Origin of the sequence: Streptomyces sp. NBC_00690 (assembly GCF_036226685.1) — a bacterium.
Classification (GTDB): Bacteria; Actinomycetota; Actinomycetes; order Streptomycetales; family Streptomycetaceae; genus Streptomyces.
In genome coordinates this window covers 1,203,973-1,218,523 of record NZ_CP109009.1, presented here as the reverse complement: position 1 = coordinate 1,218,523, position 14,551 = coordinate 1,203,973, and the positions used below count along the sequence as shown (strand labels likewise).

Genomic DNA, 14,551 nt, shown 5'->3' with positions numbered 1-14,551 from the left:
GGGCCCCGTGGGGAGGGGCCATCGCCAGACCGCCCGCCGCGGGGATACGGTGCATGCCGCCCCCGGCCGGTCCGCCGACGCCGCTCCCCACCACGAGGACACTGCATGCGCATCGCCCTGAGCCAGATCACCACCGGCCCCGACCCGGAACGCAACCTCGTCGTCGTACGGGACGAGGCACGCCGTGCGGCTGAGGCCGGTGCGCGGCTCATCGCCTTTCCGGAGGCGACCATGGCGTGCTTCGGCACCCGGCTCGCACCGCTGGCGCAGCCACTGGACGGCCCCTGGGCGGAGCAGGTCCGACAGATCGCGCACGACGCCGGGCTGGTCGTCGTCGCGGGGATGTTCACCCCGGCCGCGGGCGGAAAGGTGACCAACACACTGCTGGCCACCGGACCGGGCGTCGAAGCCGCGTACGACAAGATCCACCTCTACGACGCCTTCGGTTTCACTGAGTCCGCCACGGTGGCCGCTGGCTCCGCCGTGGTGACGATCGATGTGGACGACGTCCGTGTCGGGCTTGCCACCTGCTACGACGTCCGGTTCCCGGAACTCTTCCGGACGCACGCCGATGCCGGTGCCGTCCTCACCGTGCTGCCGGCCTCTTGGGGGGCCGGACCTGGCAAGCGGGAGCAGTGGGAGTTGCTGGTGCGAGCGCGGGCGCTCGACGCCACCGTGTGGGTGGCGGCCGTGGACCAGGCCGATCCGAGCGCATCGGGCCGGGACGTCCCCCCGAAGACCCCTGCGGGGATCGGGTACAGCGCGGTGGTGGGCCCGGACGGGACGGTGCGGGAGCGGCTCGAAGCTGCCCCCGGGCTGCTGGTGGCCGATCTGGACCTCTCGGAGGTGGACGCGGTGCGCAAGGCGGTACCCGTGTTGGCCAACCGTCGACTGGGATAGGCGCGGAGCCCTCCAGGAGGGCCGGATCGGACCCCTGCCCGTATCGGTGCTGCGGCGGACCAGACGGGCGTCCGTCCTGCCGATGTCCGCGGTCAGCCCGTCGCCATCGGAGTCGCCGTCAGATCGAACACCAGGTCGGTCATGACGGCGGTCCGGTCTGGGGCGTACGGATCATCCCGTGTGATATGGCTGATTTCGTACTGCTTCCTGAGGTCCGGGGTGAGCCCATGTGCTGGAGTGCCACGGCGGACCTCGTCGCAGGTACGGCCATCGGCGCGATCGGCGCGTACTGCGTCGTCCGGGTGCGTACGCCGCGGGAGTTGCCGCTCGCAGCCCTACCGCTATTGCTGGGCGCGCACCAGATCGTGGAGTCCGTCATCTGGCGACACGGTGGTGGCACCGGGTGGGCCACCCTCGCCTGGGCGGTGATCGCCCTGCCCCTGCTACCGCTGTGGGTGCCCATCGGCGTGCTCCTGGTGGCGCCGGCCGGAGCCCGGGCACGGCTGGCGATTCCCCTGGTCGCGGGGGTACTGACAGCGGGTGCGCTCTGCTACGCGCTCGCCACCCGCACGGTGGTCGCCGAGATCCGGGGAAACCGGGTCGGCTATCTGCTGGACCTGCCCCAACCCGTGCCGGTCATCGTCGGCTATCTCCTGGCGACCGTCGGTGCCCTGCTGCTGAGCGGCGATCCGATCCTTCGGCTGCTCGGCATCCTGACCGGTGTGGGTGCCGTGGTCTGCCTCGTGTTGTGGCGCACCGAGTTCGTCTCCACCTGGTGTGCGCTGGCAGCCGTCGTATCGGTCGTGCTGCTGGTGTGGGTGCGCAACGGGCCCCATCGGGCCGGGGACCGGCGCACGGCCGGGTGAGGGTCAACGACATCCGTACCGTTCCTGGCATCCCCGCCCGGCTACGCCGCTGGCCCCGCACCGGCTGTTCGGTCTCACCCGGATCGCGCACCTACGGTGGATTCGGGGAATTCGGCGTTCTTCGTAACTCCTGGGGCAGACGCGTACTCGAAGCGTCGGCGAGGTGCCGACGACCGACGACTCAGGAGGATCGATGCCGAGTGGCAGTGTCCACGTCCTGCACCGGCCCGGTGAACGAAAGGCACGGGACGGCGAGCAGATACGCACCTGTGTTCCGGCGCGCGTCGAGCGCCCCGCGGACCATCAGCCCCAGCCCCACACCACACTTGCCGACGCCGAGAGCCATGTCGTCCGGGGCGAGGACTGATTCCCATGCGCCAGCCCCCGCGCTTTCGAGCCGTCACACCGGACGGTCCCCACACCATGGAGTGGCAGCGAGACGCCGCCTGTGCGAGTGAGGACCCGGAGTTGTTCTTCCCGATCACCGGATTGGGGCCCGAGGCCGAGCAGGTGGACCGGGCCAAGCAGATCTGCGCCCGCTGCCCGGTGGCCGATGCCTGCTACGACTGGGCCAGGAGCACAGGGCAGCGCAGCGGCGTCTGGGGTGGGGTGAATGCCACCCAACGCCGCTCCGTCAGCTACATCGGCCCCCGCGGACGCGTTCAGGGCGCGGGCGTGAGCTGACCTTCCGACCGTGCGAAGGCCCCGGAGTGGACGACCGTGCACGGGGATCCCTCTTCGTCGTCCGACGCCGGGCCGTGCCGCGGGTAACGCGGCTGTCACCCATCAGGAGTCACCATGACCGACCAGCACAGTCCCGACCAGGAGCCGGAGCGGCTCGTTCCCAGGGACCTGCCCGATCAGCAGGTACACGACGGCGATGACCCACTGGACCTGCCCCCTCCCACTTCCCCCGAGGAGTCCACAGCGCCGGACGGCGGCGAGGACACCGACGCAGACCGAGACGGACAGGGAGAGGACGCCGACGGATCGCCCCCCGACGACGAACTCCCCGAAGCGGACGAGGCCGGAGCCGGTCGCGGCGAAGCGCGCAGCGGTTCCGTCCACCCCGAGCAGCCCGTCCCCGACGAGCCGTCCGGCTGAATCGCGACCGGGGATGCGGGCCCGCCCGACTCGCAGCCTGACCGCGGGCGGGCGAACCTTTGGAGTGACACCCCTCAGGGAGAGCGAGGAACCACGGTGAACCACGCCGAACCGACCGGCTCACCGGTCGAGGTGACCATCAGCGGCTGCGCCACGGAGGACGCCAACACCGTCTTTCGCCTCCTGGCACAGTCCTACGCGTCCGACCGCGCCCCCGACGAGCACGCGGAGCACGTCTCCACGGGGCACCCCACCGTGTGGACGGGAACCTTCGACGTCACGGCCGCCCCCAGGACCGCCGCCACACCCCTCACCCTCGGCGCACCCGTCGAAGCCGAGCTCCAGGGCGGCTACTGGGCGGTTGACCGCATGCGGGAGACCCTCGCCGTGGCCTTCCACGTCAAGGACGAGGGAACGGCGGCCGGGGATCAGGAGAAGGACGTGCAGTTGCGTCTGGAGAGCCGCGCACCGGCGTCGCGCTGACATCGACAGCACCCGTTCGCAAGCCGCCGCGACTCATCACCGGCCAGTCAGGCCGCCCACGATCGTCGACCGGCCGCAGTACAGGAAGGTCACCATGCCCATCGCCACCATCAACCCGGCCACCGGCGAGACCCTCAAGACCTTCGAGGCCCATGGCCCCAAGGAGATCGAACGGCGTATCGCCCTCGCCCGGGCTGCCGTCGATGAGCAGCAGTCACTCGACTTCGACACGCGCGCCCGGCTCCTCAACCGGGCCGCCGCACTGTTGGACGAGGACCAGGAACACATTGCGCGCACCATGACCATCGAGATGGGCAAACCGATCGCGGCAGCCCGTGCGGAGGCGGCGAAGTGCGCCAAGGCGATGCGTTGGTATGCGCGACACGCCGCAGACCTGCTCGCCGATGAGCACCCCTCGACGCAGGACGTCGACGACTCGGGAGCGGCTCGGGTGACCGTGCGGTACCGACCGCTCGGGGTGGTACTGGCCGTCATGCCCTGGAACTTCCCCCTCTGGCAGGTCGTGCGCTTCGCCGCCCCCGCCCTCATGGCGGGCAACACGGGGCTGCTCAAGCATGCGTCGAACGTTCCGCAGACCGCGCTCTACCTCGATGACCTCTTCCACCGGGCGGGCTGGCCACGGGGATGCTTCCAGACCCTGCTGGTGGGGGCCGGTGCGGTGGAAGGAGTGCTCCGCGACCCGCGGATCGCCGCAGCCACCTTGACGGGCAGCGAGCCGGCCGGCAGCTCGGTCGCCGCCATCGCCGGCGACGAGGTGAAGAAGACCGTCCTGGAACTCGGTGGCAGCGACCCGTTCGTCGTGATGTCGTCGGCCCGTGTCGAGCAGGCTGCCGACACCGCCGTCACGGCGCGAGTGCAGAACAACGGCCAGTCCTGCATCGCGGCCAAGAGGTTCATCGTCCACACCGACGTGTACGACGCCTTCCTCCAGCGGTTCACGGAGGGAATGAGCAGGCTCACCGTCGGCGATCCGTTGAAGGACGACGTACAGATCGGCCCGCTGGCGTTGGAAGCGGGGCGTTCCGACGTGGAAGAACTGGTGGACGACGCCGTCGCGCACGGCGCCACGGCGGTGTGCGGCGGCCGTCGCCCGAGCGGTTTGGACCGCGGCTGGTTCTACGAACCGACGGTCCTCACCGGTGTGGATCCCTCGATGCGGATCCACCGGGAGGAGGCGTTCGGGCCGGTGGCCACCGTCTATCGGGTGGCCGATCTCGATGAGGCGGTCGCCCTCGCCAACGACACGCCATTCGGCCTCAGCTCCAACGTCTGGACGCGCGACAAGGACGAGATGGCGCGGTTCGCCCGTGACATCGAGGCCGGCGGGGTCTTCTTCAACGGAATGACCGCCTCCCATCCGGCCTTGCCCTTTGGAGGTGCCAAGCGGTCCGGCTACGGCCGGGAGCTGTCCGCGCACGGCATTCGGGAGTTCTGCAACATCACCACCCTCTGGTACGGCAAGGAGCAGTAGCGAGAGCTGGTGCCGGCCGTCGTCGAGGTACGCCGATGGCCGTCGGCCCGCAACGGCAGCGGGAATCCGCGCCGCCCGACCGCTTGCCGACCGTGAGTGCAAGGCGAGGATTCCCATGGCCGAATCCCCCGCCGTCGTCAGCGCTTCGGGCCGACTCGGGACACCGAACTCGCGGCGCTGACGCGTATGGGCGTGCGGCGAACTACCTCTGGGCGCACAGATCTTCGTCGACCACGGGCCAGTTCTCGGGGTTTGGGCTCACGGGCCGCCGTGCTGCGGCAGACGATGGCCGCACCCGGCACGACGACTGGATCCGACGGTACGGGACGGACGACGGTACGGGACGGACTTTCCCGCGGTCACCGACTGGCGCTGGCCCGCCTGAGGGCACCTTGGGAAGTGGTCGGTCGGGTGGTGACTCGACGGTGGTGCACGTTGCGCAAGAGAAACGGCCGGCCCGGAGGGCCGGCCGTGAGGAGTGACCCTAGATCCCCTGCCAGTCGGGCTTGGCGGCGAAGGTCGCGCGGAAGTAGTCGGCCAGCTTCAGCTGGGACGCAGCCGCCTCGTCCACCACCACGGTGGCGTGCGGGTGGAGCTGGAGCGCCGACGCCGGGACCAGCGCGGACAGCGGACCCTCGACCGCGAGCGCGACGGCATCGGCCTTCGCTTCGCCCGTGGCCAGGAGGACCAGGTGGCGCGCCTCCAGGATGGTGCCGATCCCCTGGGTGATCACGTGGTGCGGTACTTCGTCGATGCTGTCGAAGAACCGTGCGTTGTCCTTGCGGGTCTGTTCGGTCAGCGTCTTGATGCGGGTGCGCGACGCGAGCGAGGAGCACGGCTCGTTGAAGCCGATGTGCCCATCGGTGCCGATGCCGAGCAGTTGGAGGTCCACTCCGCCCGCCGCGGCGAGCGCCTGGTCGTACACCCGACAGGCGGCGGCGACATCGTCAGCGGTGCCGTCGGGCCCCATGAAGGACGACTCGGTGAGCCCCAGCGGTTCGATGACCTCGCGCAGCACGACGGAGCGGTAGGACTCCGGGTGTCCGAACGGCAGCCCCACGTACTCGTCGAGCTGGCAGATCCGGGCCAGGGACGCGTCCACGTCGTTGGCGCGCACCTTCGCGGCGAAGGCTTCGTAGATCGGCAGCGGAGTCGAGCCGGTCGCCACACCCAGCAGGGCGTCGGGCTTGCGGCGCAGCAGGTCGGCCATGGCCTCGGCGATCAGCTCGCCTCCGGCGGCGGAATCCGGAACGATGACAACTTCCACGAAGATCCCTGTCTCTGTGTGCGTCTCAATGTGTGCAATGGTGTAGACCAATCTACCGGGTGTATGGGGTCGCTGTCGCGTATCGGGACGTGTGGGCCTGGCCATGCAGGACCGATGACCTCGCCGTAACCCTGCAAGTCGGTGCGATTCGGACGACCGCGAGGGTGCGCCGGGCCGGGTGGTCGCCCGGTGACCGACGCTGTCCGTCATCGCATCGGTCCGGCGCCTCGGTCGACCGGCCATGACTTTCGGCCAAAGAGACGACCATCCGGCTGCTCGCCGCGCACCGTCAGATCCTGCCGAGCCGGCGAAGCCGTCGAGGCTCAGCCCCGGTCGCCCCGGTCTGCCAGGGTGTCGAAGTACGCCTTCTGCGCCGGGTAGTACGACTCGAATGACGGCCGGGGCGAGCCGTGCTGCGCCGCGACGAACATGTCCAAGTAGAACTCCCAACCCGGTCCGATCTCACCGAGACCCGCTTGCCCCACGTCCGCCGGCAGATGATGGAGCAACTCGACCTTCGTACGCCCCTCGTCCCCCTCGGACAGGAGCAGCTCGACCGGCCAGCCGCCCGCGTCGTCGTTGATCGAGACCGCCAGGCGGTCCGGCGGCTCACACGCCTCGATCAGCAGCGGCGACCAGGGCGCACCCTCCTCGAAGCTCATCTGCACCTCGACCGTGTGCCCCGGGCCTGCCTCACCCCGCCAGGGGCCCACCCATCGCGACGTCAGTTCCGGCTCGGTCAGCGCCGCCCAGACCTCTGCCCGGGAGCCGAGGACCGTACGGTGCAGTGTCAGGGCGGTGCCCTTCGCGGTCGGCAGCAGATGCCCGGTCGGCTCGGGAGAAGTCACGATGTCCTCCAGTGGTGGAACACGGCAGCGCCGACGCCCGTCCCGGGCGTCGCCACACGAATCGGAACGGTCCACAACACGCTAGCCCCCACCACTGACAGCGGCTCATCACCCGTCGCCACGCCCCGCGTCCGACCCGTGCGAACGGAGCGTCAGGCTGCTCGACCGTACGACTGTCCCGTCCCGTCTGTCCCGTCAGGCCCCTGGCCAGCCAACGTCACTCGGCGCGCTCGCGGACTTCGACCAGTCGGGCGAACACCACCACGTTGTCCTCGTACCCCTCCCGCTCGCGGTAGCGCCCGCCGCAGGTGATCAGACGGAGTTCGGGACGCGGCCCGTCCCGATAGACCTGCTCGGCCGGAAACCCCCGCTGTGGGTACGACCGCGTCCCGTACACCTCGAACACGGCCGTCCGACCGTCCTCCCGCAACACCTCGACCCGGCTGCCCCGAGCCACCGAGCCGAGGAGGTAGAAGACCGCCGGACCGGATGCGGCGTCGACATGACCGACGATCACGGCGGTGCCCCGCTCGCCGGGTGCGACCGCCCCCGAGTACCAACCCGCCCGGTCGGCCGCCGTCAGCGGCGGTGCCTCGATGGATCCGCTCCGATCGAGCCCGACCGTGACGAGCGGTGCGTCCACCCGGATCGCGGGCAGTGAGATACGACGGGGTGGAGAAGAGGGGAGCGGCGCGGCCATCGGCAGCGATCGGGGGGCGCCCCCGGGCTGTTGCGCGGCGGAAAGGCGCGGCGGCCCCGCTGCCGGGTCGTGCCCCTCGGGGAGACCGCTGTGCACCAGGAACAGACCGAACAGCAGCACGCACAGCAGGGTGCACCACCTACCGCGGCGGCCCGTTGGGTGCATGGCCGATCCCCGTCCGCTCAGAGCGGGTCGCCGGAGCGCCGACGCAGCAGGACGACCCCGCCGCCGACGGCTGCGACGATCAGGAACGATCCGAGGACGACATGTGCCGGCTCCAGCCCGGCGAGGCTGCCCCCGGCACCCGCCCTCACACCGCCGTCGGGCTTGCCGATGGGCACCGACGGAGTGTGCGGCCCCGTGGTCGGGTGGGTGCCCACCTGGCTGTGGGGGCCGGTGCTCGAACTCGGTCGGGCGCCCGGCCCGCTGACGGAGAGCGTGGTGGTACCCCGTTCCCCTTCGCAGTCGAAGACGACGTCGTACTCGGCGCCCGGTTCGGCGTCCTCGGACACCGTCGCCGTGCCCGGCAGCCCCTCGCTGAGGGTCACCGCGTCGAAGACTCCCGAACTCGCCGTGACGAGCGGTGATTCGCAATCGGTGGCGTTGAGGGTCACCGTCCCTCCCGGTGCGATGTCCTCGGGCGTGACGGTGAAACCGAACGAGGTGACATTGCTGCTCTCCTCGTCCGCACTCGCCCCCGATGCCGCGTGGGCTGCCGGAGCCGCGACGGCCAGAGCGACGGCGCAGGTGAGGGTCAGGGAAGCGGTGCCTATCGCACGCATGGTCAAATCTCCAGAAGTAGGAAATGCACCATAGTGAGATCGACGCTAGGAGGCCGGCCGCGAGGCCGCCACCTCAGCGCGGCCGTATGACACCAACGCCCCGCCCGCACCCCCTCACGCACACCGATCGCTACTGCTTGCGATAGCCGTACGCCTCCGCAGCCGCTGCCTCCACCGCGTCGATGTCGCCCCCCGCCGATGCGGTCACCACGGCGGCGACCGCGCCCTCCAGGAAGGGGGCGTCCACCAGCCGCGTCCCCACCGGCAACTCGTCTCCCTCCGCCAACAGCGCCTTCATCGTCAGGACGGCACTCCCCAGATCGACCAGTACGGCCACGCCCGCTCCCCGGTCCACCGAAGCCGCGGCGGCGGAGATCAGCTCGGAGCTGGTGCCAAGACCACCGTCCGCGGCCCCACCCGCCGCCGCGATGGGCACGCCACCGCCCCCACCGGCGAGCCCCTTGGCCAGTTCGACCACCGCAGCGGCCACGTCCGCACTGTGCGAGACAAGGACGACACCCACCTGCGCCGCGCTCACCGGATGCCCTCCGCACCGTCGGCCAGAGCCGCAACGATCAGCGCGGACGACGCGGCGCCCGGATCCTCGTGGCCGGCGCTGCGCTCGCCCAGATAGCTCGCCCTGCCCTTGCGGGCCACCATCGGCACGGTCTCCCGAGCGCCCTTCGCCGCGGCCTCCCTGGCCGCGGCGAACGCACCGCTCGTGCCGTCGAGAGCCGCTGCCGCCGGTTCGAGCGCATCCACCATGGTCTTGTCGCCGGGCTGGGCCCCGCCCAACTGGGCGACTGCCGCCACCCCAGCGCGCAGGGCGTCCCCGAACTGCTGCGGTGTCACCTCCACCGCATCGCCGAGTGCCTTCCCCGTACGCCGCAACAACGTCCCGTACAAGGGCCCGGACGCGCCGCCCACGGTCGAGATCAGCTGCCGCCCGGCCAGCGTCAGCACCGCTCCGGGCGTGGTGGGAGAGTCGCGTTCGAGTGCTGCGAGGACCGCGGTGAATCCCCGTTGGAGATTGCTCCCGTGATCGGCGTCGCCGATGGCGGAATCCAGTTCGGTGAGGTGGCCGGCCTGCTGGTCGATCAGATCCTTGGACCGAGCGAGCCAGCGGAGGAAGAATTCTGCGTCGAGCACCTGCACTCCTGGTGGGTGAGTCGGTGGTGAACGTATCAGCGGCCCCAGCGCAGCCCGGGGGTCTGCACGGGAGCGTCCCACAGCGTGAGCATCTGCTCATCGACCTGGCAGATCGTCACGGAGCAGCCCGCCATGTCGAGCGAGGTCACATAGTTTCCGACGAGGGTACGGGCGACGGCCACGCCCCGCTCGGTGAGGACCCGCTGCACCTCCGCGTTGAAACCGTAGAGCTCCAGCAGGGGGGTCGCGCCCATGCCGTTCACCAGTACCAGGACCGGTCCGGTCGGCGGGCGGTCCTCCAGCACCGTGTGCACGGCGAAGTCGGCGATCTCGCGCGAGGTCATCATGGGACGCCGCTCCCGCCCGGGCTCGCCGTGGATGCCGATGCCCAGCTCCAGCTCACCGGGCGGGAGGTCGAAGGTGGGCGTGCCCTTCGCCGGAGTGGTGACCGAACTCAGGGCCACTCCGAAGCTCCGCGCGCTGTCGTTGACCCGGCGGGCGATCGCCTCGACCTCTTCCAGCGGTGCGCCCGCTTCGGCTGCCGCCCCTGCGATCTTCTCCACGAACAGCGTCGCACCGGTGCCGCGGCGGCCCGCGGTGAACAGGCTGTCCACCACCGCCACGTCATCGTTTACCAGCACCTTCGCCACGCGGATGCCCTCGTCTTCGGCCAACTCGGCGGCCATGTCGAAGTTGAGGACGTCCCCGGTGTAGTTCTTGACGATGAAGAGGACACCCGCGCCGCTGTCCACGGCGGCGGCGGCGCGCACCATCTGGTCGGGAACCGGGCTGGTGAAGACCTCGCCCGGACAGGCGGCCGAGAGCATGCCGGGCCCGACGAACCCACCGTGCAGGGGTTCGTGCCCCGATCCGCCACCGGAGACCAGCGCGACCCTTCCGGCCACGGGGGCGTCCCGGCGCATGACGACCCGGTTCTCCACGTCCACCTGGAGTTCGGGGTGTGCGGCGGCCATGCCCCTGAGGGCATCGGAAACCACGGTCTCGGGCACGTTGATGAGCATCCTCATGGGTTCTCCCGGGGAGACGGACCGTCAGGTTCCCGCACGGGTGCCGCCCGGTGTACGGGGTGTGAGGGGCGGCACCCTTTGAGGGCCTGGACGGTCGGCGGAGTTCGACGGGCTGGTGCGGAATCGACGTTGGCATTCCTGTTGTCCCACCAGGACGTTCCTGGGTCGACGCGGGCAGGCGCGGGGACTGCCTTCAGTATCGGAGTCAGCACCCGATCGGGGAACGATGCGTCGGCCGTGTCGTTCCTGTCCGCACTCTTGGAGCTGTTGGAGGGCTGGGTGCTCAAGCGGTCCGGTCGCGGGGCCCGTCGAAACGGACCGGGGCCTGGAAACGGGCCCTGCGAGCGGCCCTGCGGAAGACGGTCAGCACTGCTGGGCCGGCAAGTGTGATGCACACGAAGTTGGTGACGGCGCGTCCGGTGTCCCAGCCCAGGGAGGTGGCGATGTCGAAGGCGATGTAGCGCTGCCACTGCTCGGTGAAGGGCAGACCGGGGAGGTAGGCGATCGAACTGCCGGGGTCCAGGGAGAAGGGCCAGAAGGAGAGGTTGAGCAGGAATCCGAAGAGATAGCCGGAGAGCGATCCGTAGACGGCGAGCAGCATGATCTCAAGGCGGCCGGTGGCTCGGGGAAGGAGCCCCGCGAGCATGCCGACGAACGCACAGCCGAACATCTGGTAGGGCATCCAGGGGCCGACGCCCCCGGTGATCAGGGCGGAGGCGAACAACGATGTGCAACCCAGGGTGAAGCCGAATCCAGGGCCGTAGACGCGTCCCGCCAGGACGAGGACGAAGAAGACCGTTTCGATGCCCGCGGTGCCGGCTCCGAGCGGACGCAGGGCGGCGTTGACCGCGGAGAGCACCCCGAGCATCGCGAGGGCCTTGGAGTTGATGCCGCCCTCGGCTATCTCGGAGATCACCACACACAGGACGAGGACGAGCAGCACGCCGAAGATCAACGGTGGTGCGTAGTTCGAGGAGAAGGTTCCCGGTGCGACGAGGAACGGCCAGAAGAAGGCGACGACACCGAGGAAGGCCGCCATGGCGATGACGACTGCGGCACGCGGGCCGATGCGGATCGCCGTGGCGCTGGTCGGGAGGGTCATGAGCCCGCCTCCTGGTCGGTCAGGGCCGTGGCGACCTGCGCGACGGTGAGGTACGCGAGCGGCGCGAGGATCTTCGCGACCTGTGGGGCGAAGACCGGGGAGGCGACGATGACGTCGGTCGTCGGGCCGTCCGCGACGATCTCGCCCTCGGCCATCACGACCACCCGGTCCGCCGCCTGGGCGACGAACTCGACGTCATGGGTCGAGATCATCACGGCGCGCCCCTGGGACGCGAGGTCGTCGACGATGCGGATGAGCTGCTTCTTCGCCCGGTAGTCGAGTCCGCGCGTCGGCTCGTCCAACAAGATGACCTGGGGTGCCGCCACCAGCTGGATCGCCAGCACGAGTGCCAGTTTCTGCCCCTCGGAGAGGTCCCGCGGATGGATGGCGTCGTCGATGCCGGGGGCGAGCCGATCGAGGATCGCACGTGCCCGGGTGCCGGGGGCTTCGGCGAAGGACTCCGCGTCGGCCTGGTCGAGTTCCTGTCCGACGCTCTCCAGATACAGCAGATCGGTGGGGGTCTGCGGAACCAGGCCGACCAGTCGTCGGGCCCCCGCCGGGGGCAGTTCACGGGGGTCAGCCGGCTTCGAGGTCTCGGCGTCCAGGACGTGAACGGTCCCCTTCGCCCGTGGGCCGGAGCCCTGAAGTGCCCACAGAAGGGACGACTTTCCGGAGCCGTTGCGTCCCATCAGCGCCGTGACGCATCCGCCGTGCAGCTCCAGGTCGACCTCCCGCACGGCGGGCACCCGCTGATAGCTCACGGTGATGCGTTCCGCCGTCAGCAGCGAAGGACCTCCGCCGGTGAATCCGGGCCGGGCGGCCGGCGGCGGCGCTTGGCCGAGCCGGCTGCGCAGGGTGACGGCCCGGCGGCGGGCGTCCCGGATGGAGAGGGGAAGCGGTGACCAGACGGCCGCCCGGCCCAACTGCACGATCGGCGGGGCGATGGACGTCGTACGGAAGACCTCGGCGGGGGGCCCGGACCGCACCGTACCGTCGCCGGGCAGATGGATGACCCGGTCCGCGTACTGGACGACGCGTTCGAGGCGGTGCTCCGCCACCAGGACGGTCACGCCGAGGTCATGGACGAGCCGGGTGACCGCGGCCAGGACCTCTTCGGCCGCGGACGGGTCGAGGGCGGAGGTGGGTTCGTCGAGGACCAGGACGCGCGGATGGGCGGTGAGCACGGAGCCGATGGCCACGCGCTGCTGTTGGCCGCCGGAGAGTTCGTACAGGGCGCGGTGTCGAAGGTCGGCCAGACCCAGGAGGTCCAGTGTCTCTTCGACCCGTTTGCGCATGGTGGCGGGAGGGATGGCCAACTGCTCCATGGCATAGGCGAGTTCCTCTTCGACCGTGTCGGTGACGAAGCCGTCCAACGGGTCCTGTCCCACCACCCCCACCACGTCGGCCAACTCGCGCGGTGGGTGGTGGGCCGTGTCGCGGCCGTCCACGGTGACCCGCCCGAACAGGGTGCCCCCGGTGAAGTGCGGCACCAGCCCGTTGACGGCCCCGAGGAGTGTCGACTTGCCCACGCCCGTGTGCCCGACGACCAGGCACAGTTCGCCCTCGTCCACGGTCAGGTTGACCTCGCGCAGTACGGGCTCGGCCCTGTCCTCGTACTGGACGCTGACCTGATCGAAGGTGATCACTTGGCTGCCTCGGTGCGCTGGGGTGGGACGGACGGCGGGATCGGGGCCCCGGGAGGGGGCGAGAGGAAGCCCGCGGCTCCGGCCAGCAGGATCGCGGCGGTCGGTACGAGTGGCAGGGTGGGCCAGCTCAACGGGTAGATCGACGGGTTGAGTTCGGCGGCGTCGAAGCCGGCGTTGCTGAACAGGACCACTGCCGAGAGCACACCGCAGCCGGCCACCGCCCACTCGGCGAAGCGCCAGGGGTCCGGTCGGTAGGTGGTGCGGGTGACCCTGCGCCCGCCCAGCCGCAGCCCGGCGACGCACAGCACCGCCCCCACGCCCATCGCGGGCAGCCCCAACACCCTCGGCGCGGTGGCGTCGAGGAGCCCGTACGCTCCCGCGCACAGACCGCACATACCCGCCAGCATCAGCGCCCCGGTGATGCGCCGGGAGGTCCGTGTCGCGGTGCCGGCTCGGCCGTAGCCCCGTGAGTCCATCGCGGCGGCGAGCCGCAGGGAGCGTTCGAGGGCGTCTTCGAGCACGGGGACGACGATGCCGCGCAGAGCACGCAAGCCCTTGGTGCGCCCCGCGCGCAGTCGTCTGGCCCGGTGGACGCGCTGCACGCTCTGGACGAGTTGGGGGGCGACGCTGAGGGACACGGTGACGGCGACGCCGAGTTCGTACAGCGCCCCGGGCAGGACGCGCAGGGCGCGTTTGGGGTTGGCGAGGGTGTTGGCCGCGCCGATGCAGCAGAGCATGCAGGCGATGCGGAGTCCGTCGGTGGCCGCAGAGAGGAGGGCCTCCAGTGAGACGGGTCCGCCGATCTCGATGCCGGCGTACCAGTCGGGGGTGGGGATATGGGGCAGCGAGAAGAGGAAGTGGTCGTCGGGGGTGATACCGGTGGCGAACACCGCACGGAAGACGACCCTGATCGCAACGACGATCAGGGCGAGGTAGAGGTAGTACTTGAAGCCCCGGGCCCACGGGGCTTCGGTGCGTCGGGCCGTGATGACATAGCCGAGGACCGCGATGACGAGGAACAGCAGCAGTGGGTTGTTGGTGCGGCTGACGGCGGTGGCCAGGGCGAGGGCCCAGATCCACCAGGCCACGGGGTGCAGGGTGCGGGGCAGTCGGCGTCCTCGGGCGTGCGGTGGCGTTGATCCGGTGGCGCCGGGACGCGTGAGGTGCGGGGCGGAGACCATGGA

General features: G+C 70.4%; 17 protein-coding genes. 7 read left to right on the top strand and 10 right to left on the bottom strand.

Annotation, left to right across the window (positions count from 1 at the left end; translation table 11 throughout):
• Positions 1-105 precede the first annotated feature (105 nt).
• The 7 genes from OID54_RS05360 (at position 106) to OID54_RS05330 (ending at position 4,845) form a co-directional block, all read left to right on the top strand.
• The gene (locus tag OID54_RS05360) at positions 106-900 is read left to right on the top strand and encodes a carbon-nitrogen hydrolase family protein (protein WP_329014689.1); all 795 of its coding nucleotides are present in this window, start codon (positions 106-108) and stop codon (positions 898-900) included.
• Positions 901-1,127: 227 nt separating this feature from the next.
• On the top strand, positions 1,128-1,766 hold the full coding sequence (locus OID54_RS05355) for a DUF6629 family protein (RefSeq protein WP_329027273.1): 639 nt from the start codon (positions 1,128-1,130) through the stop codon (positions 1,764-1,766).
• 193 nt (positions 1,767-1,959) lie between these two features.
• Complete coding sequence (locus OID54_RS05350) at positions 1,960-2,133, top strand: hypothetical protein (RefSeq protein WP_329014686.1); 174 nt, start codon at positions 1,960-1,962, stop codon at positions 2,131-2,133.
• Between the two features lie 5 nt (positions 2,134-2,138).
• Positions 2,139-2,450 carry a WhiB family transcriptional regulator gene (locus OID54_RS05345; RefSeq protein WP_443055527.1) on the top strand — a complete coding sequence of 104 codons (312 nt, stop codon included), beginning with the start codon at positions 2,139-2,141 and terminating at the stop codon, positions 2,448-2,450.
• Between the two features lie 114 nt (positions 2,451-2,564).
• A complete protein-coding gene (locus tag OID54_RS05340; RefSeq protein WP_329014683.1) occupies positions 2,565-2,870 on the top strand; it encodes a hypothetical protein in 306 nt (101 codons plus the stop codon).
• A gap of 96 nt (positions 2,871-2,966) precedes the next feature.
• Positions 2,967-3,353 carry a hypothetical protein gene (locus OID54_RS05335; RefSeq protein ID WP_329014680.1) on the top strand — a complete coding sequence of 129 codons (387 nt, stop codon included), beginning with the start codon at positions 2,967-2,969 and terminating at the stop codon, positions 3,351-3,353.
• Positions 3,354-3,447: 94 nt separating this feature from the next.
• A complete protein-coding gene (locus OID54_RS05330; protein ID WP_329014677.1) occupies positions 3,448-4,845 on the top strand; it encodes an NADP-dependent succinic semialdehyde dehydrogenase in 1,398 nt (465 codons plus the stop codon).
• A gap of 484 nt (positions 4,846-5,329) precedes the next feature.
• Here the strand turns inward: OID54_RS05330 and nagB are convergent, their stop codons facing one another.
• The 10 genes from nagB to OID54_RS05280 form a co-directional block, all read right to left on the bottom strand.
• A complete protein-coding gene (gene nagB, locus OID54_RS05325; protein ID WP_329014674.1) occupies positions 5,330-6,112 on the bottom strand; it encodes a glucosamine-6-phosphate deaminase in 783 nt (260 codons plus the stop codon).
• A gap of 323 nt (positions 6,113-6,435) precedes the next feature.
• Positions 6,436-6,960, bottom strand: coding sequence for an SRPBCC domain-containing protein (locus OID54_RS05320; protein ID WP_329014671.1), 525 nt, complete (start codon positions 6,958-6,960; stop codon positions 6,436-6,438).
• 217 nt (positions 6,961-7,177) lie between these two features.
• Positions 7,178-7,825 (bottom strand): class F sortase, encoded by a 648-nt coding sequence (locus tag OID54_RS05315; protein WP_443055526.1) that lies wholly within the window; start codon positions 7,823-7,825, stop codon positions 7,178-7,180.
• 17 nt (positions 7,826-7,842) lie between these two features.
• Positions 7,843-8,442 carry a hypothetical protein gene (locus OID54_RS05310; protein ID WP_329014667.1) on the bottom strand — a complete coding sequence of 200 codons (600 nt, stop codon included), beginning with the start codon at positions 8,440-8,442 and terminating at the stop codon, positions 7,843-7,845.
• A 130-nt stretch (positions 8,443-8,572) separates the two neighbouring features.
• Positions 8,573-8,980: a PTS fructose transporter subunit IIA gene (locus OID54_RS05305; protein WP_329014663.1), complete on the bottom strand. Its 408-nt coding sequence runs from the start codon at positions 8,978-8,980 to the stop codon at positions 8,573-8,575.
• Entirely contained in the window at positions 8,977-9,591 is a 615-nt protein-coding gene (dhaL, locus tag OID54_RS05300) for a dihydroxyacetone kinase subunit DhaL (protein WP_329014660.1), read from the bottom strand. Before dhaL ends, OID54_RS05305 begins: the two co-directional genes overlap by 4 nt.
• A 35-nt stretch (positions 9,592-9,626) precedes the next feature.
• Complete coding sequence (gene dhaK / locus OID54_RS05295; protein ID WP_329014658.1) at positions 9,627-10,619, bottom strand: dihydroxyacetone kinase subunit DhaK; 993 nt, start codon at positions 10,617-10,619, stop codon at positions 9,627-9,629.
• Between the two features lie 283 nt (positions 10,620-10,902).
• Positions 10,903-11,721, bottom strand: coding sequence for an ECF transporter S component (locus OID54_RS05290; protein ID WP_329014655.1), 819 nt, complete (start codon positions 11,719-11,721; stop codon positions 10,903-10,905).
• Positions 11,718-13,367 (bottom strand): ABC transporter ATP-binding protein, encoded by a 1,650-nt coding sequence (locus tag OID54_RS05285; protein ID WP_329014651.1) that lies wholly within the window; start codon positions 13,365-13,367, stop codon positions 11,718-11,720. The genes OID54_RS05290 and OID54_RS05285 overlap by 4 nt, the downstream gene beginning before the upstream one ends.
• Positions 13,364-14,548 (bottom strand): energy-coupling factor transporter transmembrane component T, encoded by a 1,185-nt coding sequence (locus OID54_RS05280; protein WP_443055525.1) that lies wholly within the window; start codon positions 14,546-14,548, stop codon positions 13,364-13,366. The genes OID54_RS05285 and OID54_RS05280 overlap by 4 nt, the downstream gene beginning before the upstream one ends.
• Between the last annotated feature and the right edge of the window lie 3 nt (positions 14,549-14,551).